The organism is Bradyrhizobium sp. HKCCYLRH2015 (genome assembly GCF_051168215.1).
Classification (GTDB): Bacteria; Pseudomonadota; Alphaproteobacteria; order Rhizobiales; family Xanthobacteraceae; genus Bradyrhizobium.
Genome location: NZ_JBNPUO010000005.1, coordinates 72,623 through 94,121, shown reverse-complemented (window position 1 = coordinate 94,121; position 21,499 = coordinate 72,623). Strand labels below are relative to the sequence as shown.

Sequence of the window (21,499 nt, the reverse complement as noted above, 5' to 3'; positions counted from 1 at the left end):
AATGATCTCGCGGGGCACCGACACCACCTCATTGGCCGATGCGCTCCGCGCCGGCAGCCGCGCCGCGCTGGCGCGCGCGATCACGCTGGTCGAGAGCCGCCGTGCCGACCACCAGGCCGCCGCGCGCGAGCTGGTGCAGGCACTGCTGCCGCAGACGGGGCACGCGATCCGCGTCGGCATCACCGGCTCGCCCGGCGTCGGCAAGTCGACCACGATCGATGCGCTCGGCATGTACCTGATCGGACAGGGCCACAAGGTCGCGGTGCTCGCGGTCGACCCGTCCTCCGCGCGCACCGGCGGTTCGATCCTCGGCGACAAGACGCGGATGGCGCGATTGTCCCATCACGAGCACGCCTTCATCCGCCCCTCGCCCTCCTCCGGCACGCTCGGCGGCGTCGCCGCCAAGACGCGCGAGGCGATGCTGCTGTGCGAGGCTGCGGGCTTCGACGTGATCCTGGTCGAGACCGTCGGCATCGGCCAGTCCGAGACCGCGGTCTGCGACATGACCGACTTTTTCCTTGCGCTGATGCTGCCCGGCGGCGGCGACGAGCTGCAGGGCATCAAGAAGGGCCTGGTCGAACTCGCCGACATGATCGCGATCAACAAGGCCGATGGCGACAACATCAAGCGCGCCAACATCACCGCCGCCGACTATCGCGGCGCGCTGCATCTGCTCAGCCCCCGCTCCGAGCACTGGCATCCGCCGGTCTTGACCTATTCGGCCATGGCAGGCACGGGCATCGCCGAGCTGTGGCAGAAGGTCCTGGATCATCGCAAGGCGATGATCGCCTCCGGCGAGTTCGCCGCCCGGCGTCGCGACCAGCAGGTGAAGTGGATGTGGACCATGCTGGAGCAGCGCCTGATGGCCCGGCTGCGCACCGACCCCTCCATTCGTACGAAAGTGAAGAAGCTGGAGACCGACGTTGCCGAGGGCCGCGTCGCGCCGGCGCTGGCCGCCGAGCAGCTTGCGGAGATGCTGAATTGACCGAGCGGCTGCGCCTCCTGATCACCGGATTCGGCCCGTTTCCCGGCGCGCCGTCCAACCCGACCATGCCGCTGGTGAAACGGCTCGCGGCGCTGCGGCGCCCGGCGCTGGCTGATGTCGACATCTCCAGCCACATCTTTCACGTGACCTACGATACCGTCGATCGCGAGCTGCCCGCATTGATCGCCGAGCGGCGCCCGCATGCGCTGTTGATGTTCGGCCTCGCGGGACGAACATCCTATCTGCGGATCGAGACCCGTGCCCGCAACGCGGTCACCACCACCTTTCCCGATGCCGACCGCCACGTCGCGCGCAAGGGCCTGATCGTCCCGGGCGCGCATCCGATGCTGTTCGGCCCGCACATGGCGCGACTGCTGCGCGCGGCACGCGCTACCGGCATCGATGCGCGGGCTTCGCGCGATGCCGGCAGCTATCTCTGCAACTACCTGAGCTGGCGCGCGATCGAAGCGACGCGGGCCGAAAGTGGCCCACGGCTCGCCGCCTTCATCCACATTCCCCCGCTGCCGCGCGCCGGCGCGGCGTTGCCACGAGGCAGCTCGCGCATCACGCTGGAGGCGCTGGTCGATGCCGGCGAGGCGATGCTGATGGAATTGGTGAAGCTGGCGCGGCATCCAGGCCAAGCGTAAAGATTTAACCCTACCCGCAACAAACAGCTCCTGCGACCGTCCGCCAAAGCCGGCCGTGAGCGCTTTTGCGTTATCTCGGCAACGAGAGCTGACCAACGCGAGCCTGACATCATGCACGTCAACCGCCGCAACCTGCTCGGAGCTTCCGCGGCCGGCGCCGCCGGCGCGCTGGCGCTGCCGAGCGAGCCCGCGCAGGCTGTCCCCTTGATCTCCACGCTCGGCCGCGACGCCACGCAGTTTGGCGTCAAGCCCAACAGCCCGGATGACCAGACCCGTGCCCTGCAGCGCGCGATCGACGAGGCGGCGCGGGCGCAGGCGCCGCTGGCGCTGCCGCCGGGCACCTACCGGACCTCGATGCTCAGGCTCGCCAAAGGCAGCCAGTTGGTCGGCGTCCGCGGCGCCACGAAGCTCGTGTTCACCGGCGGCGGCCCGTCGCTGCTCTCGGCAGAAGGCGCCGATGGCCTCGGCATCAGCGGCATCGCGCTCGACGGCGGCGGCATCGCCCTGCCCCAGCGGCGCGGCCTGCTTCACGTTGCAGCCGGCAACGATGTCAGGGTCCAGGACTGCGAGGTCACGCGCTCCGGCGGCAGCGGCATCTGGCTCGAGCAGGTCTCCGGCGATGTCAGCGGCAACGTCCTGACCGATGTCGCCGTCACCGCGATCGTGTCGTTCGATGCCCTCGGCCTGATCGTGTCGCGCAACACCATCAAGGGCACGCGCGACAACGGCATCGAGATCCTGCGCACCGCGATCGGCGACGACGGCACCATGGTGCTCGACAACTTCATCGCGGACATCAAGGCCGGCCCCGGCGGCTCGGGCCAGTACGGCAATGCCATCAACGCCTTTCGCGCCGGCAACGTCATCATCAGTGGCAACCGCATCAGGAATTGCGACTACTCGGCGGTGCGCGGCAACTCGGCCTCGAACATCCAGATCGTCGGCAACAGCGTCAGCGACGTGCGCGAGGTCGCGCTCTACTCGGAGTTCGCGTTCGAAGGTGCCGTGATTTCGGGTAATACGGTGGACGGCGCCGCCTTCGGCGTCTCCGTCTGCAACTTCAACGAAGGCGGCCGCATCGCCGTGGTCCAGGGCAACATCATCCGCAACCTCATCTCGAAGCGGCCGATCGGCACAGCACCTGACGACGATGCCGGCATCGGCATCTATGTCGAGGCGGACTCCGCGGTGACCGGCAACGTGGTCGAGAACGCCCCGTCCTACGGCATCGTCGCCGGCTGGGGCCGCTATCTCCGTGACGTCGTGATCTCGGGCAACGTCATTCGCAATGCGCTGGCGGGCGTCGGCGTGTCGGTCGTCCCAGGCGCGGGCACGGCCATGGTCAGCAACAACATGATCTCCGGCACGCCGCGCGGCGCCGTCATCGGGCTCGATCACATCAAGCCGGTCACCTCGGACCTGACGCAGGACGGCGCGCAGCGCTTTGCGCAGCTGACCGTCAACGGCAACGCCGTCACACGATGAGAAACTAGTACGCGACCGCCAGCGCCGGATAGCGGCGCTCGATGGCGTCGAGATCGACAACGGGCTCGTCATACTCCGCATCGGATTCGATGCCGATGCTCAAGGCCTGCTCCAGCGCCGACATGTCGATGCGCGGCGCCGCGAGGGTCAGTTCCGCGGCGAGGTCGTCTGCGGCGACATGGTCCGGTTCGACAACCTCATGGGGCTCCAGATCCTCTGTGCCGAGTTCGACCTCGGACTCGACGATGATCTCGGACGCCGCGAGGATGGTTTCGAGCGAGCGCGGCAGAGCGATCGGCCGGTGCTCGTGCGGATGGACGTGGCGCGCGATCGGCTCCGGCTCGGCGAGGCGCACGGGAGCCGGTGGCGCGGCCAACACCGGGGCCGGCCTCTGACTCGGCACGATGCCCACCCTCTCGGGTTCGGCGCGGGACAGGGCCTGCCAGGTCTGCACCGCAGCCTTGGCGTGCCGGAGATCGTCGAGAAACGACTGCTCGGTGTAGTAGCGGCGCCAGCGGCCGCTATCGAACAGCTCGGTGAGATGGTCGAGGCGCCGTTCGGCAAGCGCGCACCAGCGCGCAGCCAGTTCGCGGCTGCAAGCCACGTCCGGTCGATGTGTCATAGGGGAGCCCGCAGAAAATGGGACGGACGCACTCGGCACGAATCAACGCAACGTGACGTGAATATTTTGTGGAAAAGGTTAACAAAGTCTAGCTAATGCCATGTTGTTTGGCGGCCAAACCGTAGTCGTGCGGAAATTTTGTCCGTGTTTTTTCGGGCATCGGCCAGGCGCGGCAACACGAAAGCGACCAACGGCATCCCTAAACAACCCAAAGATGTTCCCCTCAGGGGCGCGAGACACTGCCGGATATCGACGTTGCCGGGCTTCGACTTCGCCCAAAATGAAAGACCCGTCCGGGGGGACAACCGGACGGGTCGAGCCATATGGGCGCTTGGGGTGGATGGGCGCTCGCGCCGTATATAGCCTTGGGGAGGGGATCACCGCTCCCACATGCTTTCTGTCGTGACCGCCCCGCTGCACGTTCAAAGCGAGCGGGAGAATTTCGGAACGTTCACGAAAACGTTGGCGTCATTGCTGCGCGGGCCGGAGCGCGGCGCCGGCTGGAGATGCCTCCGTCACTGCGGCCGGGCGCAACTCGCGGGCCGGTGCCGGCTCCGCTTGCAGCCCCGCGGACGGCACAGCAGCAGCAGGCGCATCCTGCGGCGGGACCACGGCCTGGACCGCCGCGAGGGCATCCGCCTCCCCTGCTCCGAACAGATCGTCACGTCCGGGCGTGCCGAGATCGCGCGCTGTGCGCGTCAGCACGGTCCGCACCGTCTCGGGCTTCAGCGCCGGATTGCGCTCCAGCACCAGAGCCGCAAGCCCGCTGACATAGGCCGCGGAAAACGAGGTGCCGGAGATGATCTGATATTTTCCGTCGGGCGCCGGCAGGAATATCCCGGCGCCGGGCGCGGCCAGCGCGATGTAGTTGCCGCGGTTCGACGCCGGCAGCAGCTGGTCCCTGTCGTCGGTGGCGCTGACGGCGATGACGTTTGGATTGCCCGCGGGATAGAGCGGCGGCGACTTGGCGCCGGCATTGCCGGCGGCCGCGACCATCACGACGCCCTTGGCAGCGACGGCCGCGATCGCGCGCTCGATCACCGCATCCTTCGGGCCGGCGAAGCTCATGTTGACGATCTGGGCGCCGTGCAGGGCCGCGTAGTCCAGCGCCTTCAGGATTACATAGGAGCTGCTTTCCGGCCCGCCGCCCTTCTTGCCGACGCCGAACGCACGGATGGCGATGATCCGCGCATAGGGCGCGCTGCCCATCAACCGCTTGTGCGATACGATCACGCCGGCGATGCCGGTGCCATGCACATCCGGCCCCTCGTCGCCGCCGAGCGCGTCGAACACGTCGAACGACGCGTCGGCGAATTCCGGGTGCCTGAGATCGACCCCAGAATCGATCACTGCGATGGTGACATTGGAGCCCTGGGCCAGCCTGTGCGCTTCCGGCAGCCGCAGCTTCGCCAGCGCGTATTGCGCCGGATCGCCCTCGACGGGTGCTGCGCTCTGCTGCTGCAGCGTATAGCGATAGTTCGGCTGCACCGAACGCACCCTGGCATCTGCCGCGAGCGCACGGCTGACCGCCTGCACCGAGCGGCGATCGGTGATCCTGAACAGACCGATGGTGGCGCCGATCAGCGGAAAGCGCTGCGAGCTGATGCGCTGCAGGCCATGGCGACGCGCCAGCGCATCGGCCTGGTCGGTCGAGAGAGAGTCATCGATTTCGGCGACGATCTCGTTGGCGATGGTCCGTAGATCGACCGCGGCCGCAACCTTCGGCTCGCGCCGCTGCGTCACCCTGGCGGAGCTGCCCTTGTCCAATTTTCCCTGGGCTCGCCGACCCTGCCCATCCCCCGTCACCGACGGGTGGTCGAGACATTCGCCCGAGACGCTGCGATCCGCCGGGTTGCAGGACGCCTGCAGGTTCGGTGCAAATCGCGCATTGGGCAAGGCCGGGCGCGGCGCCATCCCGGTCGGCGGCGGCGCGCGCAGCGCGGTGCCCGGGTTGATGCTCGGCACCCGGCTCGGGATGTTGATGGTGGGCGAACGCATCATCGCCTGGGCATGGGCACTGAGGTCGCCACCTGCGAAAGCAGGCATTGTGACGACGATCAGCATCGCAACCGATCTGGCGAAGCGTAGCGGCGAACTCGACGACATGGAGCCTCCGAATGAATTTCGGACGGCGCGGGCCTATTGCGCGGCCACCGCGAGGCTGACGATCTTTTCCCGCGCCAGACGGCCGATCAGGCTGTCGGCCTCAGCCTTCGACAACGGCCGGTCGCCGAGTTGCAGCTTGAACAGGCCGCCCTTGGCGCCCTCGACGATCGAGGCCTGATAGTTGTCGAGCAACGCCGAGATGTCGGCCATGCGCGCCTCCGGCGCGAACCGCACCAGTGCATAGGCTGGCGCGGTCGATCCGGCGACCTGCGGTCCGAGGCCGCGGATCAGCGGCGCGGCCGGGGCGGGTGCTTCGGCCATCCGCGAGCGCGTCATGCTCTCGGGCGCCCGCTCCGCCGGGGCCGGCGCAGCGGCGCTCGGCGGCGCGGCCATCGGCTTGCTCGCGGGCTCGGGCGCTGCCTTGTCCTGGACCGAGGCGGTCTGATAGGTCGCGCTCTGCGAGCGCATCAGCACGGCGCCGATCACGCCGGCCTGCGCCAGCACCAGAAGCGCGCCGAGGCTGACGGTCCACGCCAAGGTCCGCGGCGACAGGCTGTCGAAGAAATCCATCAGCCGCGCGCTGAAGCCGCGCGGCGCGGCAGGCTTCTGCACCGGATCCGCCTCGATCGCCGCGAACAGCTTCTGCATCGCACGCATCGACGGCGCGCCGAGGCTTTCGTTCAGCGCGATGGTCTCGGCATATTCCTTCTGGATTTCCGCATACTGCCTGGCGAGATCGGCATCGCTGGCGAGAGCCTCCTCGACCCTGCGCATGTCGCGCGCGCTCAGCGTGCCGGCGGCATACCACGGCAGCAGGAGTTCGATCTCTCCGGGCTCTTGCTCCAGCATCTTGCTCAAAGCCATCATGGCCAGCCTCTCTCAATGCCGGCCGCTTTCAGGAGTTCGGCCAATTTCTTGCGCGCATAGAACAGGCGCGTCTTGACGGTGTTCTCCGGAATTCCGACGATCTCGGCCACCTCCTCCACGGACTTCTCGTGGTAGTAGACGAGATCGACGATCTCCCGGTGATCAGGCGAAAGCGCCGTCAGGCACTTGCGCAAGGCTTCGCCGGTATTCTTCTTCTGGACCGCGACCTCCGGATCGTCGGACGTATCCTCGATCGCGTTCGCGGCCTCGTCTTCCAGCTCAACGTCCTTCCGGCGCCGAAGTGCCGACAGGGCCTTGAACCGCGTGATCGCCAGGAGCCAGGTGGAGACGGCAGAACGGCCTTCGAACTTGCCGGCCTGACGCCACACGTCGAGAAAGACCTCGCTGATGAGGTCTTCCGCGACCTGCTCGTCCCGCACGAGCCGGAGCCCGAAACGGTACACCCTGACATGGTGCCGTCCGTACAGCACCTGCATGGCGAGCCGGTCGCCTTGAGCGATCCGGGCAATCAGGGTTTCATCTGACGCCGCTGCTGTCACGCTCAATGGCCGTCTCGCAAGATTGGTCTGGAGGATTGACGTCGCGGTTCGAACACAACCGCAAAAATCTTCAAAATACCGGAAAGATACGTCCCGAAATGTGAGTTGGCGCACAGACTTGCAGATTTCGCTGCAGCGCCCAGGTCGATCGCGACCAGCGGGTTCCCGCCTACCATGTTCCGCCCGTTCCCGCCAACTACCCGCCCTGAAAGCCGTAGATTCCCGGTCGCAGCACCACGGCGGCGGCCTCTTCGTCCATGCCCATAGATACCAAAGTTAAATGCTTTCCCACGTAGATATTAAGCCAACGACGAAGAATCGCGAGCACATGGGCACGACGGCACCGCCTTTTCCCAGTCCTGATATCGCTGAGGCCGGGGACGCGCAGCCGTCTCCATCCAGCGACCTGCGCGCGCGTCGAGCCGGACGGCGCCGGCAGATGCTGGCGCTGGTCGCCGGATGCTACCTGATCGATGCCGTCATCCTGCTGATCTACGCCCAGGCGGGAACCGTCCCGGTCACGATCGCGCCAGCCTACGCAGCGATCGGCATTCTCACCGTCGCGCTGTGGACCGTCCTGTCGGAGAGCGGTTTCAACGACCGTTTCCGCGACCACTACCTCGTGGTGCCGCAATCGCTCGCCAGCATGATGCTCACGGTCGCGTTCTGCTACATCGCGCCCGAAGTCAGCATCCTGTTCCTATGCACGCTGTACATCGTCGTCGCCTTTGCCTCGCTGCGGGCGACGCCGCGCCAGAGCGCGATCTGCTGGACGTTCCTCGCGATCGGCCTGGCGGGATTGTTCCTGCTCACCGACAAGCCGCTCGGCATGCCGCACGGCAGCGGCCTCGAGCGGCTCGCGACGCTGCTGGTCTTCCTGCTCACCATCGCCTGCTGCATGTTCCTCGGCATCTTCTCCAGCGCGCTGCGCGAGACGCTGTACCAGCGCGGACAGAAGCTCAAGGAAGCCTATCGCCGCATCGAGGAGCTGGCCGAGCTCGACGAGCTCACCGGCGCGCTGAACCGGCACTCGATCATGCATGTGCTGGACGAGGAGATGGCGCAGGCGCAGCAGGGCGGCCAGCCTTGCTCGGTGGTGCTGATCGATCTCGACTGGTTCAAACGCATCAACGACACGCATGGCCATCCGACCGGCGACGATGTGCTGCGCACCTTCGCCATCACCATCTTCGCCAACATTCGCGGCAGCGACCGCTTCGGCCGCTACGGCGGCGAGGAATTCCTGCTGGTGCTGCCGGGCGCGCCGGCCGACGCCGCGGCGCGGCTCGCCGAACGATTGCGCCAGATCATCGCCGGCCTCGACTGGAGCGCGTTTTCGACCGGCCTGCAGGTCACGTTCTCGGCCGGCGTGGCCACCCCGCGCGGCGACGAGACCGCCGATTCGCTGCTCGCCCGGGCCGATCGTGCGCTCTACGACTCGAAGGCGCAGGGCCGCAATCGCGTCACCAGCGCCTGCGCCATCCCGGCATGACCCCGAAACCCGCCCCGAACGAAAGCCTGCTCGACGAGCTCGAGGACACGCTCGCGCACGGCACCGTCGCGCGGCGGGTCGAGACCCTGCGCAAGGTAACGGACCTGTTCGTCGACGGCGCGACGGACTTCGCCGATGATCAGGTCGCGCTGTTCGACGACGTGTTCGAATGCCTGGTCGAGCACATCGAGATCTCGGCCCGCGCCCTGCTCGCGCGGCGGCTGGCGCCGCTGGCGTCGGCGCCGCCGCGGACGCTGCACCGGCTGGCCGATGACGACGCCATCGATGTCGCAGGTCCCGTGCTGTCGAAGTCCGACCGGCTCGATGAGGCCGCGCTGATCCGCACAGCCGAGACCAAGAGCCAGGCGCATCTGCTCGCGATCTCGCTCCGGCGCGTGCTCAGCCGCGCCGTCACCGACATCCTGCTCAGGCGCGGCAACGACGAGGTCGTTCACAGCACCGTCAGCAATCCCGGCGCCGACGTCTCGGAGGCCAGCTTCGACACGCTGGTCGATCGCGCCGCGCTGGACGAAAACCTCGCCGCCTGCCTCGCCATGCGGCCCAATCTGCCGCGCCACCTCTATCTGAAGCTGGTCGCCAAGGCGTCGGCCACGGTCCGCACGCGGCTCGAGGCGGCAAATCCGAAGCTCGCGCAGGAGGTCCCCTCGGCAGTGCGCATGGCGGGCCGGCGGGCGCGATCGAGCGCGGTGGCGCTGACCAGCCAGACCGAGATCGCGCACGCGCTGGTACGCTCGCTGCATGCCGAGGGCCGGCTCGACGACCGTCTCGTCGTGCAGTTCACCGAGCAGCGCAAGTTCGACGAGGCCAATGCGGCGCTTGCGGCCATGGCCAACGTGCCGGTCGCGGTCGCCGAGAGCATCATGATCGAAAGCCGCGCCGAGGGCGTCATGATCCTCGCCAAGGTCGCAGGCCTGTCATGGCCGACGGTGAAGTCGATCATCCTGATGCGCGATGAGCTCGCCACCACCGCGACCGCCGATCTCGACGCCTGCAAGGCCACCTATGAACGGCTCCGGCGGTCCACCGCGCAGCAGGTGCTGCGCTTCCATCGCGTGCAGGACGCCGCGACGCCGGTGCAGGCGTAGCGCGCTCAATAGCGCAGCACCCTCGCGCCGATGAGCGCGCCGAGCCCGGCCACGATCAGCGCCGCCACCGTGTACCAGGTGGCCACGAACAGCGGCGAATCGTCGGTGCAATGCGCGGCATAGAGCGTCGCCGCCATGCCCGCCGAGACCAGCCCGGCGATCGCGCCGGTCATCGCCGGACGCGACGGCGCGCCATGGCGCAGGCCGAACAGCGCCGCGCCCAGCAGCGGCAGCGACAGCACGGGGATGGCGCTCATGCACACCATCGAATTGTGGCCGACCAGCCGCGCCATCATCGGCGTACGCTGCGGCAGCATCATCTCCGCCGCCATGCCGCCGACGAGGACCACGATCGGCGCGATCAGGAGCCAGCTCCAGCCCTGCAGCGAGGCCTCGGGGCGCGACAGATGCAGGCTGATGATCAGCGCCGGGATCGCCAGCGCCGTGGTGACGACGAACTTCAGGTCGAAGAACGGATTGCGCACCGCGAGCCAGATGTCCGGCCGCACGCCGAGGCCGATGAGCAGCATCGCGGTCGAGACCGGCGTTGCCGCCATCAGGGCCAGCGCCAGCACGATGCCGACCGGCTGCGCGCGCTGCGCATTGTCGGCCGCGAGGGTGCGGATGAGCTGATCGGTGTCCATGGTCAGGTATCCCGTAGCTTGGCCGTGAGGCTTGCGAGTGCCCGGTGCAGCGCCACCCGCACCGCGCCCTCGCTCATCGAAAACTTTTCCGCGGTCTGCTTGATCGAGGCAGCCTCGACCGCGATCGACTGCAGCACGTCGCGCTGGCGCTGCGGCAACGTCTTCAGCTGCGCCTCGACCTCGCCGGCCGAGACGGTGGGCGCCGGCGGCTCGTCGGCCAGCGTCTCCGAGAAATCGTCGATGTCGACGAACACCCGGCGGCCGCGCCGGCGCAGCATGTCGATCAGCTTGTTGCGCGCGATCGCGAACAGCCAGGGCGCGAACGGCGCATCGACGTCCCAGGTGTGCCGCTTGAGATGAACCGCCAACAGAATTTCCTGCACGATGTCCTCGGCCTGGTCGGGGGGCTGGCCGGCGCGCGCCAGCCCGCGCCGTGATGCTGCGCGCAACACCGGCGTGACCGCCCTCAGCAGGCGATGATAGGCCTCGTCGTCACCGGCGACGGCCTGGCGCATCCAGCCCGTCCACTCGTCGTCACGCTCCCGCAATTCCGCTCCACCCCCAGCAATTCGCCCGAATCGTCAGCTTGTTACTCTCGCGGCATAATGATCACTAATTCGTGATGCGGACATTGGCCTCGGAAGCATCCGAGTTACGCCACACCGAGAGCACGCCACCGGGCAAGTCTTGGAACAGTTCCTTGGAGCCGCTCCATAGCACCGAATCGAAAGGTGCATGATCAGGTTTAATGGGCCGCGTCGCAAAGTGCGGCGCCGCCCAGCTTTTGCCGTGAGCGGCAGGAAGATACCCATTTTCTGCCCCGTTCTCGACATCTGTCGGGGTCTCACTCCGGCTAGGGCTGGCGGGATGGGGAGAAGCCGACGATGACGATCCAAGCCAGTGGACGTTCAGCATTGATCATTGCCGCCGCGTTCGTTCTGGGCCTCGTTGGCACTGGATTGGCGCGCGCGGCCGAACAGCAGAGCTACAGTCCGTTCCTGCCGGTGGGGGCCGAGAGCGCCCCGGCAGCGAAGCAGGACGGATTCCCGGCGCCGATGCCGGCCGAGGCCCAGGCTCAGGCCGCGCCTGCGGCGGAATCGGCCGACGCCGCGCCGAGCGATGCGCCGGCGGCCTCGGACGTCACCGTGAACATGGTCACGGTCAGCAATGACGACAGCTCGGGCTGGGACAAGGCCTCGATCATCGGCAAGATCTTCATCGCCTGCGGCACCCTGCTCACCCTGGGCTCGGCGGCGCGGATGTTCATGATCTGAGGCGCCGCGCGGCGCCCCACCTACTTGATGCGTAACGATCCAGCGGGCACATTGCCCGCTGTTTTGATTTGCGGGGTGGGATCATGAGCGTTTACGAGCACATCATCGTCGAAGGCAAAGGCGCGGTCGGAATCATCACCCTGAACCGGCCGAAGATGCTCAACGCGCTGTCGTTCGGCGTCTTCCGCGAGATCGCTGCAGCCGTCGACGATCTCGAGGCCGACGATGCCATCGGCTGCATCGTGATCACCGGCAGCGAGAAGGCGTTCGCCGCCGGCGCCGACATCAAGGAGATGCAGCCCAAGAGCTTCATCGACATGTTCTCGAGCGACTTCACCGCGATCGGCGGCGACCGCGTCGCGCGCTGCCGCAAGCCGACGATCGCTGCGGTTTCGGGCTATGCGCTCGGCGGCGGCTGCGAGCTCGCGATGATGTGCGACTTCATCATCGCCGCCGACACCGCCAAATTCGGCCAGCCCGAGATCACGCTCGGCACCATCCCGGGCATTGGCGGCACCCAGCGCCTGACGCGCGCGATCGGCAAGGCCAAGGCGATGGACCTCTGCCTCACCGGCCGCATGATGGATGCGGCCGAGGCCGAACGCTCCGGCCTCGTCAGCCGCATCGTGCCGGCCGACAAATTGATGGACGAGGTGATGGCCGCGGCGGAGAAGATCGCATCGATGTCGCGCCCGGCAGCGGCGATGGCCAAGGAGGCCGTCAACCGCGCCTTCGAGACCCCGCTGTCCGAAGGCATGAATGTCGAGCGCAACCTGTTCCACGCCACCTTCGCGCTGGAAGACCGCGCCGAGGGCATGGCCGCGTTCATCGAGAAGCGCAAGCCGGTGAACAAGAACCGGTGAGATTGGCAGTGCGCTCAGTTCGACTGAGTTGATATTTTTCGAAGTCAGTTCATCGATAGCCGTGGACGCGGTGCGCTCCCTCTCCCCGTTCTTCATGGGGGAGCGTTGGGATGAGGGCAGACGCTCGGGAAGCGTACGTCGTTGGACCTGTCCCCCCTCACCCGAATGGCATCCGCGATGCCATTCGACCTCCCCCCGCAAGCGGCGCGAGGTAGACCGAGCGAGCCGCGAGTTACTCGGATATCACCGACGCGATTCGCGGCGCGCCCGTGCGCTGTCGTCCGCGCACGCCCACCCACCGGCCTACCGCACGACCGTCGCGCAAGCGCCTGACAAACGGCCTGTGGCGAGAGCGCCACAATAAACCATGGAAAAGCCCGCCGGATTCCATATCCGCGGTTTGTGTGTGGCCGCCATCCGCCGTAAACAGGTAAACAACTGGTTAAGACAGTGAGACGCGGCGGAGTCGGATGGTGGGTCGAGCCAAACAATTTGGCGTCGGCAAGGTGCATGCGCGGCGGTTCGGCCTCGGCCTGACCGTGGCCGCCGGCTTTGTCGTCGCCTGCTCGCCCGCGCGCGCCGAGGATCTCGCGGCCGCGCTCGTCAAAGCCTATCAGACCAACCCGGCGCTGAACGCCGAGCGCGCGCGCCAGCGCGCCACCGACGAGAACGTGCCGCAGGCGCTCGCCGGCTATCGCCCGCAACTGATCGCGAGCCTCGGCGCCGGCCTGCAGGCCGTGCGCAATCTGCTGCCCGGCAACACGATCCAGACCGCGACATTGAAGCCCTGGACCATCGGCGTGACCGTGACGCAGACGCTGTTCAACGGCTTCCGCACCGCCAACAGCGTGCGCATGGCCGAGTTGCAGGTGCAGTCGGGCCGCGAGGCGCTGCGCAATGTCGGACAGGGCGTGCTGCTCGACGCGGTCACCGCCTACACCAACGTGCTCGCCAACCAGTCGCTGGTCGAGGCGCAGCGCTCCAACGTCGCCTTCCTGCGCGAGACGCTCTCCGTCACACAGCGCCGCCTCAATGCCGGCGACGTCACGCCGACCGACGCCTCGCAGGCCGAGGCGCGGCTGGCGCGCGGCCAGTCCGACCTCAACGCCGCCGAGGTCAACCTCGCCATCAGCCAGGCGACCTATGCCCAGGTCATCGGCATGGCGCCGGGCCAGCTGCGCGCGGCCGACCCGATCGATCGCCTGCTGCCGCGCAGCCGCGAGGACGCGATTGCGCTTGGCAACAAGGAAAATCCGGCGGTGGCTGCGGCGAGCTTCGACGTCGACGTGGCCTCGACCTCGATCAAGGTCGCCGAGGGCGCGCTGCTGCCGACCGTGACCCTGCAAGGCAATGTCAGCCGCAGCCGCGATTCGGATCAGACGCTCGGCACCTTCGGCACCGACCAGGCCTCGATCGTCGGCAGCGTCACCGCGCCGATCTATGACGGCGGCACCGCCGCGTCGCAGACCCGCCAGAGCAAGGAGCTCGCGGCGCAGAGCCGCCTCGTGCTCGACCAGGTCCGCAACCAGGCCCGCACCGCGGCGGTCAGCGCCTGGGTCGCCAATGAAGGCGCCAAGGTCGCCGTCAGCGCCTCCGAGGCCGAGGTGAAGGCCGCCACCGTCGCGCTGCAGGGCGTCTCGCGCGAGGCCCAGGGCGGCCAGCGCACCACCGTCGACGTGCTGAACTCGCAGGCCGATCTGATCCAGGCCAAGGCGCGGCTGATCGGCGCGCAGCGCGACCGCGTCATCGCCTCCTACACGCTGCTCAGCGCGGTCGGCCGGCTCGACGTCAAGAATCTCAATCTGAATACGCCGGACTATCTGCCCGAGGTTCACTACCATCAGGTGCGCGACGCCTGGCACGGCCTGCGCACGCCGTCGGGACAGTAGAGCTCCCTCACCGCCGGTGCCGCAGCCGGTCTTTCGGACCGCGAGGCCACGCGCGAGACCTGGAACACCTGCTCGATTCCGTCCACACTCTGCGCCGGACCCAGGCGGAGGCGCGCATGCTGTTCATGGTGATCGAGCGTTTCAAGGACCGCGATCCGATTCCCGTCTACCGTCGCGTTCGCGACCCCGGCATCACCTTTCCCGACGGGCTGAAATATCTCGGCAGCTGGATCGAGCCGAATTTCGACCGCTGCTTCCAACTGATGGAATGCAACGACGCCCGCCTGCTGCAGCAATGGATCCTGTCCAACGCCCGCAACACCGGCATGACGTTCGAGATCGTCCCGGTGGTCACCAGCGCGGAGACGCGCGAGGTGGTGGCGCCGTTCCTGGATGAGAGTTGAGTCGCGGGACGATGCTCGACGTCCTGACGCAGATGCTCGCCGTCTGCCTGATCTCTTATGCGATCGCGGTGCTAATGCCATCGTGGCGGGCGCTGCTGGCGGCAACGCTGCTGCTCGCGCTGGCGACAATGATCGGCGGCCTGCGAGAATGGTGGACGCTGGAGCAAGGCAGCTGCAGCCGCGCGTGTACGCTCGAAGATCTGCTCGACATCCCGATGCTGCCGATCGCTAGAGCGGGCTTCATCACCGGAGCGATCGTCCGGGCGCTCACATTCCTGCCGCAGGCCCGCGGCCTGTCGCCGCGCGCCATCGTCACGATCTGTATTGCCGGGGGCGCATCTGCGCTCGCTGTGGCCTTGTTCGCGCCGAGCCTCGTCTGGTGGCGGCCGCTGCGAATCTTCTAGGCACGGCGACAGAGTCGTTCATTGCTGCGGCGAGCTGCGATGGCCTACACTGCGTCTCGCGCGAACGTCAGACGCCGAGGCGATTTCGCCGTATCTTGTCGGCTAGCAAAAACGAAAGGCTGATGTCGTGGACTGGTTCGAACGCCTGACCGGCTTCAAGGAGACCGACTATGCCTCGACGCGCGCCAGACTGGCCTGCGAAGACGGACGGCTGACGTCTCTGGTCAATGGCAAGAGCTACCAGACCGGGCGGCTGGAGCTTCCGAAATTGTCGGAGCTCCGGACCAGGGTCCAAGACTCGGCCTGTCGAACCGGGCGGCTCCGCGTGAGTCTCGTCAGCGGCGATGTCCGCACCCTTCATCTGGTCCCGGAGTTCGCCGGCGCCCTGTTCCAGGTCGCCTCGCAGTTCAATCTGCTGGAGATGATCGGCCCCCACGCGACCCCGGAAGACGGCGTGACGATCTACCAGCATGATCCGACGCAGGGGCCGGCCTGCGCGATCGCCGCCGGCGCCGCAACGATCTATCGCAACTACTTTGCCCCGGTCGGCGGTGAATCGGGCCAGACCCGCGACCGTCAGCTCGACGCGCTCGCAGATGTCGGGGCGGCTCTGAAGTCCCGTCTATCCCGCGGCGGCGAGCTTTGGGCGATGACGAACGGCTACGCCCTGTGCACGCGGACCGGACTCGAGACCATCACGGCCATCCTCGACGCAAGCGATGGCGATGAGATCGACGCATTGCGCGGACACCTTCGGATCGGCCTGCATTCCGACGTCGAGCTGACTGACGCGGGCGAGCCCCGACCGACAGTGTCGCAGGCCTTCTGCTCCGCGCTCCCCGTGGCCTACTGTTCCCCTGCCCCTCGATATTGGCAGACATTCGCTCGCCTGATCCTCGAGGCCAGCTACGAGGCAACGATCTGGGCGGCGGTCCTCAACGCGACACGCGGCTCGAACATTGCCCTGCTCACCAGCGTCGGCGGCGGCGCGTTCGGCAATGAGGAGAGCTGGATCGAGGACGCGCTGCGCCGCGCGCTGCTGCTGGCGTCCAGCTTCGACCTCGACGTCAGGCTCGTCAGCTATGATCGCCCGACCGAGACATTCCTGCGGCTTCAGGACGAGTTCGGCCGCTGAGCCATGCCGTGAGCACGGTACAGCTCGACGCCCTACCCCTCGAACGCAAACAGCTCGATCGGGTCGTTGAAGCCGCGCACCGGGTATTCGCCGACGCGTTCGAGCGCGAACGGGCCTTCGACGAGTTCGGCGAAGGCGCGCGACATCAGCACGGGACGACCGACCTGCTTGGTCAGCGCCTCCATGCGCGAAGCCATGTTGACCGCGGGTCCGATCACGGTGAAATCCAGCCGCGTGCGCGAGCCGATGTTGCCGTACATGACGTCGCCGACGTGGATGCCGATGCCGTAGCGCAGCGGCGCACGGCCGCCTTCCGCATGCCGCGCGTTGAGCTCCGCCATCGCCTGCCTGGCGCCGGTGACCGCGTGCAGCAGGTTCTCGCAGGCGCCGGGCTGGCTAAGCGGAAAGATGGCGAGCAGGCCGTCGCCGATGAACTTCAGGATCTCGCCTCCATGCTCTGTGATCGGCTCGACCATCGCGTCGAAATAGCCGTTGAGGAGATCGATCACGTCGTCGCGCGGCCAATTGTCGGAGATCTTGGTGAAGTCGCGGAGATCGCAGATCATGATCGCGGCGCTCACGGTCTCGCCGCTGCCGCGTCGGGTCGCGCCGGCCAGCACCATCTCGCCGGCATGCGGCCCGACATAGGTCTCGAGCAGGGTGCGCGCCAGCCGGTTCTTGATGCGGATCTCGCTGACCAGCGCCAGCACCGGCAGCAGCCGCTTCAGGGCGCCGATCTCGGCATGATCGAAGCCGCCGCGCTGGTCGGTCGCGAAGGTCACGCAGTGGCGCTTGCCGAGCGTGTGAAAGATCGGCCAGGCGACATAGTCGGTCAGCCCCTGCGCGCGCATGTCGTCATAGATGCCATGCTGCCGGCCGAGCGCGGGATCACGCGCCAGGTTTTCGCGGATCTCGTCGGCGCCGTTGTAGACCTCGCTCACCGGGCTGCCGATGAACTCGGAACGCGAGCCGACGTCATAGTCGACGCGATTGATCTCGGAGCTCTCCATCCCGTCGCTCCACAGGATGCGCGCGCCGAGCCATTGCGGATGGTTGATCTGCACGTGCAGCGACGCGCGCTTCACCGGGATTCCGGCGCGCTGCAGGCGGATGCACATCTGCGCGAAGATGTTGTCGATGAAGCGTTCGTCGCGGGTGCCGCTGGTGAGCCAGTCCACGACCTCGTCGCCCAGGCGCTGGCCGGCGGCGAGACGGACGTCGGTTGCGGTCATGGTGGTCTCCTGGGCCGGCGCGGCAATGCCAGGGAGATGTCGTGTCGCAGCGCAAAAGAGTCAACCGATACCAACGCATCGCGCCCCTACCCCGATGGGCAGGCCCATCAGGTTCGGCGTCGGCAAAGGACGGCTCATCGTCTCAGCCCAGCGAGGGACGGATGCTGCACATCCGCCCCTCGCCTGACAGGCTTCTCAGAAGTGCACCACCGTCCGCAGGCCGAGCACCACCGCATTGCCGGTCTTCATGCCGGCGGCGTTGAAGCCGCGTCCGCCCGGATTGATGACATACTGGGCGTCGAACTTCAGGTTCATCCAGCCGGTCGCCTGCCAGCCATACCAGGCCTCGATCGGCACCTCGTTGCCGCCGGCATTCGGCGTCAGGGCCGCCGAGTTGACGTGCGTCGTGCCGACCGCGAAGCCGACCTCGTCATCGGGACGGAACGAAAAGGTTCCGGTGTGCTTGATGCCCCAGGAAATCTGATAGTCCTGATAGGCGGTGCGGTGATCCGCGACGCTGGTGTTGAGGAAGGTATACCAGCCCTGCGCTTTCGGCCCCTCGACGGTCAAGCGCTGCAGGATCGACTCGTAGATGCCGTAGCGGCCGCGCGAATCGCTGAGATTCTGGTCGCCAACGCCGGGACCGCCCACGTAGACGCCGGTGATGCCGGGCAGACCGCCGTCGATGGTCGACGCGCTGTCATACCAGCCGCCGAAGCGCCAGGTGCCGTTGAGCGGACCGCTCGGCTCATACACCACCTCGACCGGCACCAGGACGCCCGAGGCCGGATTGGAGCGCGCGATGCCCGGCGCGAGATAGACGCCGGCATCCGACGTGGTCAGGTAGTTCGGATTGGCGTCGTAGACGCCGACCGACAACTTCCACTCCTTGGTGAAGTTGTAGTGCGCGACGCCGGCCCACTGGCTCACGGGCCAGTTGTAGATGTAGCCACCCTGGATGTTGCCCGGCTGGCCGCCGCAGAAGGTCAGGTTGATGAACTCGCACTGGCCGAAGAAGAAGTCGGAGCCGACCGGCAGCCGGCCGCCCTTGAGCACGAGGCGGTCGTCGAGCAGCTTCTGCTGATAGTAAAATTCGGTGAGGCGCAGGATGTTGCCGCGGCCGAACACCTCGTTGGTCAGCTGCAGCGCCGGAATGCCGGCCTCGCTGTTGAGGTTCTTGCCGAAGCGATCGACCAGCGTGACGCCGATCAGGCCGCCCTGGATGCCGGCGAGCTTGGCCATGTCGAACTTGGCCTCGAACCACAATTGTCCGGCATTGGCCGAGGTGTTGCGCGAGCCGCCCGACAGGTTGGTGACGGCCTCGTCGCCCAGCGTGAGCGCGAGCGAGATGCCCTGCTCCTTCAGCCTGGTCCGGCCGAGATCACCGAACAGATACGGCCGCGTCCAGAAATCATCGACACCGGCATAGGGAACCGGCGGCGCCTTCATCGGCAAATCGGCAGCGAGCGCACCGCCGCCCAACAAACAAGACAAAGCAACCCCTACGCCGCACATGCGTGCGGTCGTCGCAAACCCACTCATTTTTCCTGCTCCTCGCAGCGTCCCCAGGCTCTGGCTGTTGTTCTGTCGCGTCCGGCCCAGAGCCTCCGTCCCGGCACGCGCTTCCCCACGGCTCAATCCCGGCCGCCGCCCATTCGAGGAGCGCATTCGTCAACCTGAGATTGGAAGGCGATCCTAGCAAGCGCCGAGGTGCCTTTGAATAGTCATATTATATTGGGGAGTCGGTATAACCGTAAGTGTGACATAGGCGTCACATACTGCGGTGCGGAATATTCGCCAGGTGCGCCGCTGTGCAGGGGACCGTTGGCACACTCGCTTCCCAAGGAAGAACGGCCATCTTGCAGCACGCACAGCTTTGAGGACGCGGGCGTTGATTTGCCCGACGACCAGCGTGTCGAGGCGGATATGGCCTCGACGGTTCTCATCAGCTCGCGATAGCTGATGCGCCAACAACGTTGTTCGTCATCCGCCTCAATGACATCACGCGATTCAAGAGGACGGCGCGAAAATAAATCACTTCCGAAAATCAGCAAATCATGTCTATTCCATCCGCGTTCCGGTCCGGATGAGGGGCGTACGCGTCGTCACGAGACGTTGGGCCGGCAATGCGGTGGACGTGAGGACATCAGCGCGCTTTCGGGTGCGGACGAATGATGCGCTCGCGGACGTGAAGTCGCGTGGTCCTGGCATCCCGATGCTGATGTCCCGCGCGATGCGCTTGAAGCGCATTGTGCGAACGGTGGCCAACAAGCCCGGTGCACCGAGGAGATCGCGTATAAGCGTTAAAACCGCCGCGCAGGGAATGCCGGATGAACCGGCTTTGCCTGTGGTACCTGCCGCCTGCATTTTTCCGCAGGCGGGCCATGGGTGAGGCCCTCACCCGGCATTCCCTGCGCCCTCATCGTCTTTCGAGGGCGAATGCTTTCCGCATCCCCTGGGCGCGACCGCGCCGCGGGACCGTGTGTGCACGCCCGGCTGTTTGACTGGTTGGAAGATGGGACGGGGGACTGCGAGCGATCCGGGAGCAGCGTCCTACGCGTCCGGCTGGTCGTCGCGTTCGGCCTGCGACAGCTCGGCGAGGGCAAGATCGCCGGAATCGGCCATGCGCGCCTTGGCGATGGTCCGGACATGCGCGGCGAGCGCCGGCATGCGCGCGATCAGCGCATGGAAATCCTGCGCGTCGAGCACCAGCAGCCGGGTCTTGCGCGTCGCCGTCACAGTGCCCGAACGCTTGGTCCGGTGCAGCAGCGCGATCTCGCCGAAGAAGGTGCCGTCGGCGAGCTTGACGCATTGCGTCGGCAGCTCGATCTCGACCTCACCCGTGGTGATGAAATACATCGAGGACGCCGGATCGCCGCGCCGCACCAGCACCTCGCCGCCTTCGATCGTGCGTGCACGCAGCAGCCGCATGATGTCGGCGATTTCGGACGCCGAAAGATGCGAGAACAGCGGCACCCGCGCCAGCATGCCCCAGGTGACGACGAAATCGCGCCGCTTGATCTCCTCGGCGAACGCAGTGGAGATGATCGCGACCGGCAGCGCGATCATGGCAAAGCCCCAGATGATCGCGAACACCGTGATGATGCGGCCGAGCGGTGTCACCGGCACGACGTCGCCATAGCCGACGGTGCCGAGCGTCACGATCGCCCACCACATCGCATGCGGGATGGTGCCGAACTTGTCGGGCTGGACATCGCGCTCGACCGCGTAGAGCAGCGAGGCGAACAGCAGCACCGCGCCGGCCAGGATGACGAGGCAGCCGATCAGGATGCGCCGCTCGGCCTGCACGGCGGACAAGAGCGAGCGCAGCGCCGGCGAATAGCGCACCAGCTTCAGGAACGGCAGCACGATGCACAGGGCTTCCAGCGTGCGATCGCCAAGCACCAGCGCGATGGACGCCGGCACGAAGGACAGGAGATCGATCAGGCCGAGCGCGGACAACGCGTAGGCGAGCCGCTCCCGGTGCGGCGACTGGCGCCGCGGCATGTGCCCCGCCACGCTCCAGAGCCGAGCGACATACTCCGCGGCAAACACGATCAGCGAACAGACCTTGATCGCTCGCAGCAATCCGCCAATGGAAGCCGCGATGTCCGGGTCGGAGGCCAGCACCACCGCCAGCACGTCGAGCGTGATGACGAGCACGATGAACTGGACGATGCGCGAGCCGTGCGTGCTCGGCAGATGGTCGTGCTCGAGCAGCTCGTACAGCCGGTCGCGCAGATCGGGATCGCGAACGCTCTCGCCCGGCCCGAGCGTCGGCACG

General features: G+C 67.0%; 20 protein-coding genes. 11 read left to right on the top strand and 9 right to left on the bottom strand.

The window, feature by feature from the left end:
* The first annotated feature begins 1 nt into the window (after position 1).
* From meaB to ACQR1H_RS14445, 3 genes are all read left to right on the top strand, one after another.
* Positions 2–985 carry a methylmalonyl Co-A mutase-associated GTPase MeaB gene (gene meaB, locus ACQR1H_RS14455; RefSeq protein WP_434887700.1) on the top strand — a complete coding sequence of 328 codons (984 nt, stop codon included), beginning with the start codon at positions 2–4 and terminating at the stop codon, positions 983–985.
* Positions 982–1,632: a pyroglutamyl-peptidase I gene (locus tag ACQR1H_RS14450; RefSeq protein WP_434889198.1), complete on the top strand. Its 651-nt coding sequence runs from the start codon at positions 982–984 to the stop codon at positions 1,630–1,632. Before meaB ends, ACQR1H_RS14450 begins: the two co-directional genes overlap by 4 nt.
* 111 nt (positions 1,633–1,743) lie before the next feature.
* Complete coding sequence (locus ACQR1H_RS14445; protein WP_316182544.1) at positions 1,744–3,117, top strand: TIGR03808 family TAT-translocated repetitive protein; 1,374 nt, start codon at positions 1,744–1,746, stop codon at positions 3,115–3,117.
* A 4-nt stretch (positions 3,118–3,121) separates the two neighbouring features.
* On the opposite strand, the gene ACQR1H_RS14440 is transcribed toward ACQR1H_RS14445, so the two are convergent.
* The 4 genes from ACQR1H_RS14440 to ACQR1H_RS14425 all read right to left on the bottom strand — a co-directional run bounded on the left by ACQR1H_RS14440 (position 3,122) and on the right by ACQR1H_RS14425 (position 7,278).
* Positions 3,122–3,721 (bottom strand): TIGR03809 family protein, encoded by a 600-nt coding sequence (locus ACQR1H_RS14440; RefSeq protein WP_434889197.1) that lies wholly within the window; start codon positions 3,719–3,721, stop codon positions 3,122–3,124.
* 486 nt (positions 3,722–4,207) lie between these two features.
* Positions 4,208–5,845: a S8 family serine peptidase gene (locus ACQR1H_RS14435; RefSeq protein WP_316182540.1), complete on the bottom strand. Its 1,638-nt coding sequence runs from the start codon at positions 5,843–5,845 to the stop codon at positions 4,208–4,210.
* Positions 5,846–5,878: 33 nt separating this feature from the next.
* Positions 5,879–6,712: a hypothetical protein gene (locus ACQR1H_RS14430; RefSeq protein ID WP_434907724.1), complete on the bottom strand. Its 834-nt coding sequence runs from the start codon at positions 6,710–6,712 to the stop codon at positions 5,879–5,881.
* Positions 6,709–7,278 (bottom strand): sigma-70 family RNA polymerase sigma factor, encoded by a 570-nt coding sequence (locus ACQR1H_RS14425; RefSeq protein ID WP_008961196.1) that lies wholly within the window; start codon positions 7,276–7,278, stop codon positions 6,709–6,711. Before ACQR1H_RS14425 ends, ACQR1H_RS14430 begins: the two co-directional genes overlap by 4 nt.
* A 322-nt stretch (positions 7,279–7,600) precedes the next feature.
* Between ACQR1H_RS14425 and ACQR1H_RS14420 the strand changes: the two genes are divergently transcribed.
* Together ACQR1H_RS14420 and ACQR1H_RS14415 are read left to right on the top strand one after the other, a co-directional pair.
* Positions 7,601–8,764, top strand: a complete 1,164-nt coding sequence (locus tag ACQR1H_RS14420; RefSeq protein ID WP_315804239.1) for a GGDEF domain-containing protein — start codon at positions 7,601–7,603, stop codon at positions 8,762–8,764.
* Entirely contained in the window at positions 8,761–9,870 is a 1,110-nt protein-coding gene (locus ACQR1H_RS14415; RefSeq protein ID WP_315804240.1) for a DUF2336 domain-containing protein, read from the top strand. The genes ACQR1H_RS14420 and ACQR1H_RS14415 overlap by 4 nt, the downstream gene beginning before the upstream one ends.
* A gap of 5 nt (positions 9,871–9,875) precedes the next feature.
* Here ACQR1H_RS14415 and ACQR1H_RS14410 read toward each other — a convergent pair whose 3' ends face one another.
* Both ACQR1H_RS14410 and ACQR1H_RS14405 read right to left on the bottom strand, forming a co-directional pair.
* On the bottom strand, positions 9,876–10,514 hold the full coding sequence (locus tag ACQR1H_RS14410) for a DUF1109 domain-containing protein (RefSeq protein WP_315804241.1): 639 nt from the start codon (positions 10,512–10,514) through the stop codon (positions 9,876–9,878).
* 2 nt (positions 10,515–10,516) lie between these two features.
* Positions 10,517–11,062, bottom strand: coding sequence for a sigma-70 family RNA polymerase sigma factor (locus ACQR1H_RS14405; RefSeq protein WP_315804242.1), 546 nt, complete (start codon positions 11,060–11,062; stop codon positions 10,517–10,519).
* A gap of 336 nt (positions 11,063–11,398) precedes the next feature.
* Between ACQR1H_RS14405 and ACQR1H_RS14400 the strand changes: the two genes are divergently transcribed.
* The 6 genes from ACQR1H_RS14400 (at position 11,399) to ACQR1H_RS14375 (ending at position 16,483) form a co-directional block, all read left to right on the top strand.
* Complete coding sequence (locus tag ACQR1H_RS14400) at positions 11,399–11,788, top strand: hypothetical protein (protein WP_315804243.1); 390 nt, start codon at positions 11,399–11,401, stop codon at positions 11,786–11,788.
* Positions 11,789–11,871: 83 nt separating this feature from the next.
* Positions 11,872–12,651, top strand: a complete 780-nt coding sequence (locus ACQR1H_RS14395) for an enoyl-CoA hydratase (RefSeq protein ID WP_315804244.1) — start codon at positions 11,872–11,874, stop codon at positions 12,649–12,651.
* Between the two features lie 470 nt (positions 12,652–13,121).
* Entirely contained in the window at positions 13,122–14,540 is a 1,419-nt protein-coding gene (locus ACQR1H_RS14390) for a TolC family outer membrane protein (RefSeq protein ID WP_315804245.1), read from the top strand.
* A gap of 116 nt (positions 14,541–14,656) precedes the next feature.
* Positions 14,657–14,944 (top strand): DUF3303 domain-containing protein, encoded by a 288-nt coding sequence (locus tag ACQR1H_RS14385; protein ID WP_316218117.1) that lies wholly within the window; start codon positions 14,657–14,659, stop codon positions 14,942–14,944.
* Positions 14,945–14,955: 11 nt separating this feature from the next.
* Positions 14,956–15,348 carry a hypothetical protein gene (locus ACQR1H_RS14380; protein ID WP_434907723.1) on the top strand — a complete coding sequence of 131 codons (393 nt, stop codon included), beginning with the start codon at positions 14,956–14,958 and terminating at the stop codon, positions 15,346–15,348.
* A gap of 127 nt (positions 15,349–15,475) precedes the next feature.
* Complete coding sequence (locus ACQR1H_RS14375; protein WP_434907722.1) at positions 15,476–16,483, top strand: hypothetical protein; 1,008 nt, start codon at positions 15,476–15,478, stop codon at positions 16,481–16,483.
* Positions 16,484–16,515: 32 nt separating this feature from the next.
* Here the strand turns inward: ACQR1H_RS14375 and ACQR1H_RS14370 are convergent, their stop codons facing one another.
* The 3 genes from ACQR1H_RS14370 to ACQR1H_RS14360 all read right to left on the bottom strand — a co-directional run bounded on the left by ACQR1H_RS14370 (position 16,516) and on the right by ACQR1H_RS14360 (position 21,498).
* Positions 16,516–17,715 carry an adenylate/guanylate cyclase domain-containing protein gene (locus tag ACQR1H_RS14370; protein ID WP_316182526.1) on the bottom strand — a complete coding sequence of 400 codons (1,200 nt, stop codon included), beginning with the start codon at positions 17,713–17,715 and terminating at the stop codon, positions 16,516–16,518.
* Positions 17,716–17,910: 195 nt separating this feature from the next.
* Positions 17,911–19,257, bottom strand: a complete 1,347-nt coding sequence (locus ACQR1H_RS14365; RefSeq protein WP_434907721.1) for a carbohydrate porin — start codon at positions 19,255–19,257, stop codon at positions 17,911–17,913.
* A gap of 1,011 nt (positions 19,258–20,268) precedes the next feature.
* Positions 20,269–21,498: a cyclic nucleotide-gated ion channel gene (locus tag ACQR1H_RS14360; RefSeq protein ID WP_434889186.1), complete on the bottom strand. Its 1,230-nt coding sequence runs from the start codon at positions 21,496–21,498 to the stop codon at positions 20,269–20,271.
* Position 21,499 lies beyond the last annotated feature (1 nt).

Coding starts and splice junctions, on each gene's coding strand:
- ACQR1H_RS14395 (WP_315804244.1), top strand. CDS start 11,872: ATGAGCGTTTACGAGCACATCATCGTCGAAGGCAAAGGCGCGGTCGGA.
- ACQR1H_RS14385 (WP_316218117.1), top strand. CDS start 14,657: ATGCTGTTCATGGTGATCGAGCGTTTCAAGGACCGCGATCCGATTCCC.
- ACQR1H_RS14415 (WP_315804240.1), top strand. CDS start 8,761: ATGACCCCGAAACCCGCCCCGAACGAAAGCCTGCTCGACGAGCTCGAG.
- ACQR1H_RS14420 (WP_315804239.1), top strand. CDS start 7,601: ATGGGCACGACGGCACCGCCTTTTCCCAGTCCTGATATCGCTGAGGCC.
- ACQR1H_RS14370 (WP_316182526.1), bottom strand. CDS start 17,715: ATGACCGCAACCGACGTCCGTCTCGCCGCCGGCCAGCGCCTGGGCGAC.
- ACQR1H_RS14410 (WP_315804241.1), bottom strand. CDS start 10,514: ATGGACACCGATCAGCTCATCCGCACCCTCGCGGCCGACAATGCGCAG.
- ACQR1H_RS14435 (WP_316182540.1), bottom strand. CDS start 5,845: ATGTCGTCGAGTTCGCCGCTACGCTTCGCCAGATCGGTTGCGATGCTG.
- ACQR1H_RS14390 (WP_315804245.1), top strand. CDS start 13,122: ATGGTGGGTCGAGCCAAACAATTTGGCGTCGGCAAGGTGCATGCGCGG.
- meaB (WP_434887700.1), top strand. CDS start 2: ATGATCTCGCGGGGCACCGACACCACCTCATTGGCCGATGCGCTCCGC.
- ACQR1H_RS14445 (WP_316182544.1), top strand. CDS start 1,744: ATGCACGTCAACCGCCGCAACCTGCTCGGAGCTTCCGCGGCCGGCGCC.
- ACQR1H_RS14430 (WP_434907724.1), bottom strand. CDS start 6,712: ATGATGGCTTTGAGCAAGATGCTGGAGCAAGAGCCCGGAGAGATCGAA.
- ACQR1H_RS14365 (WP_434907721.1), bottom strand. CDS start 19,257: ATGAGTGGGTTTGCGACGACCGCACGCATGTGCGGCGTAGGGGTTGCT.
- ACQR1H_RS14380 (WP_434907723.1), top strand. CDS start 14,956: ATGCTCGACGTCCTGACGCAGATGCTCGCCGTCTGCCTGATCTCTTAT.
- ACQR1H_RS14400 (WP_315804243.1), top strand. CDS start 11,399: ATGACGATCCAAGCCAGTGGACGTTCAGCATTGATCATTGCCGCCGCG.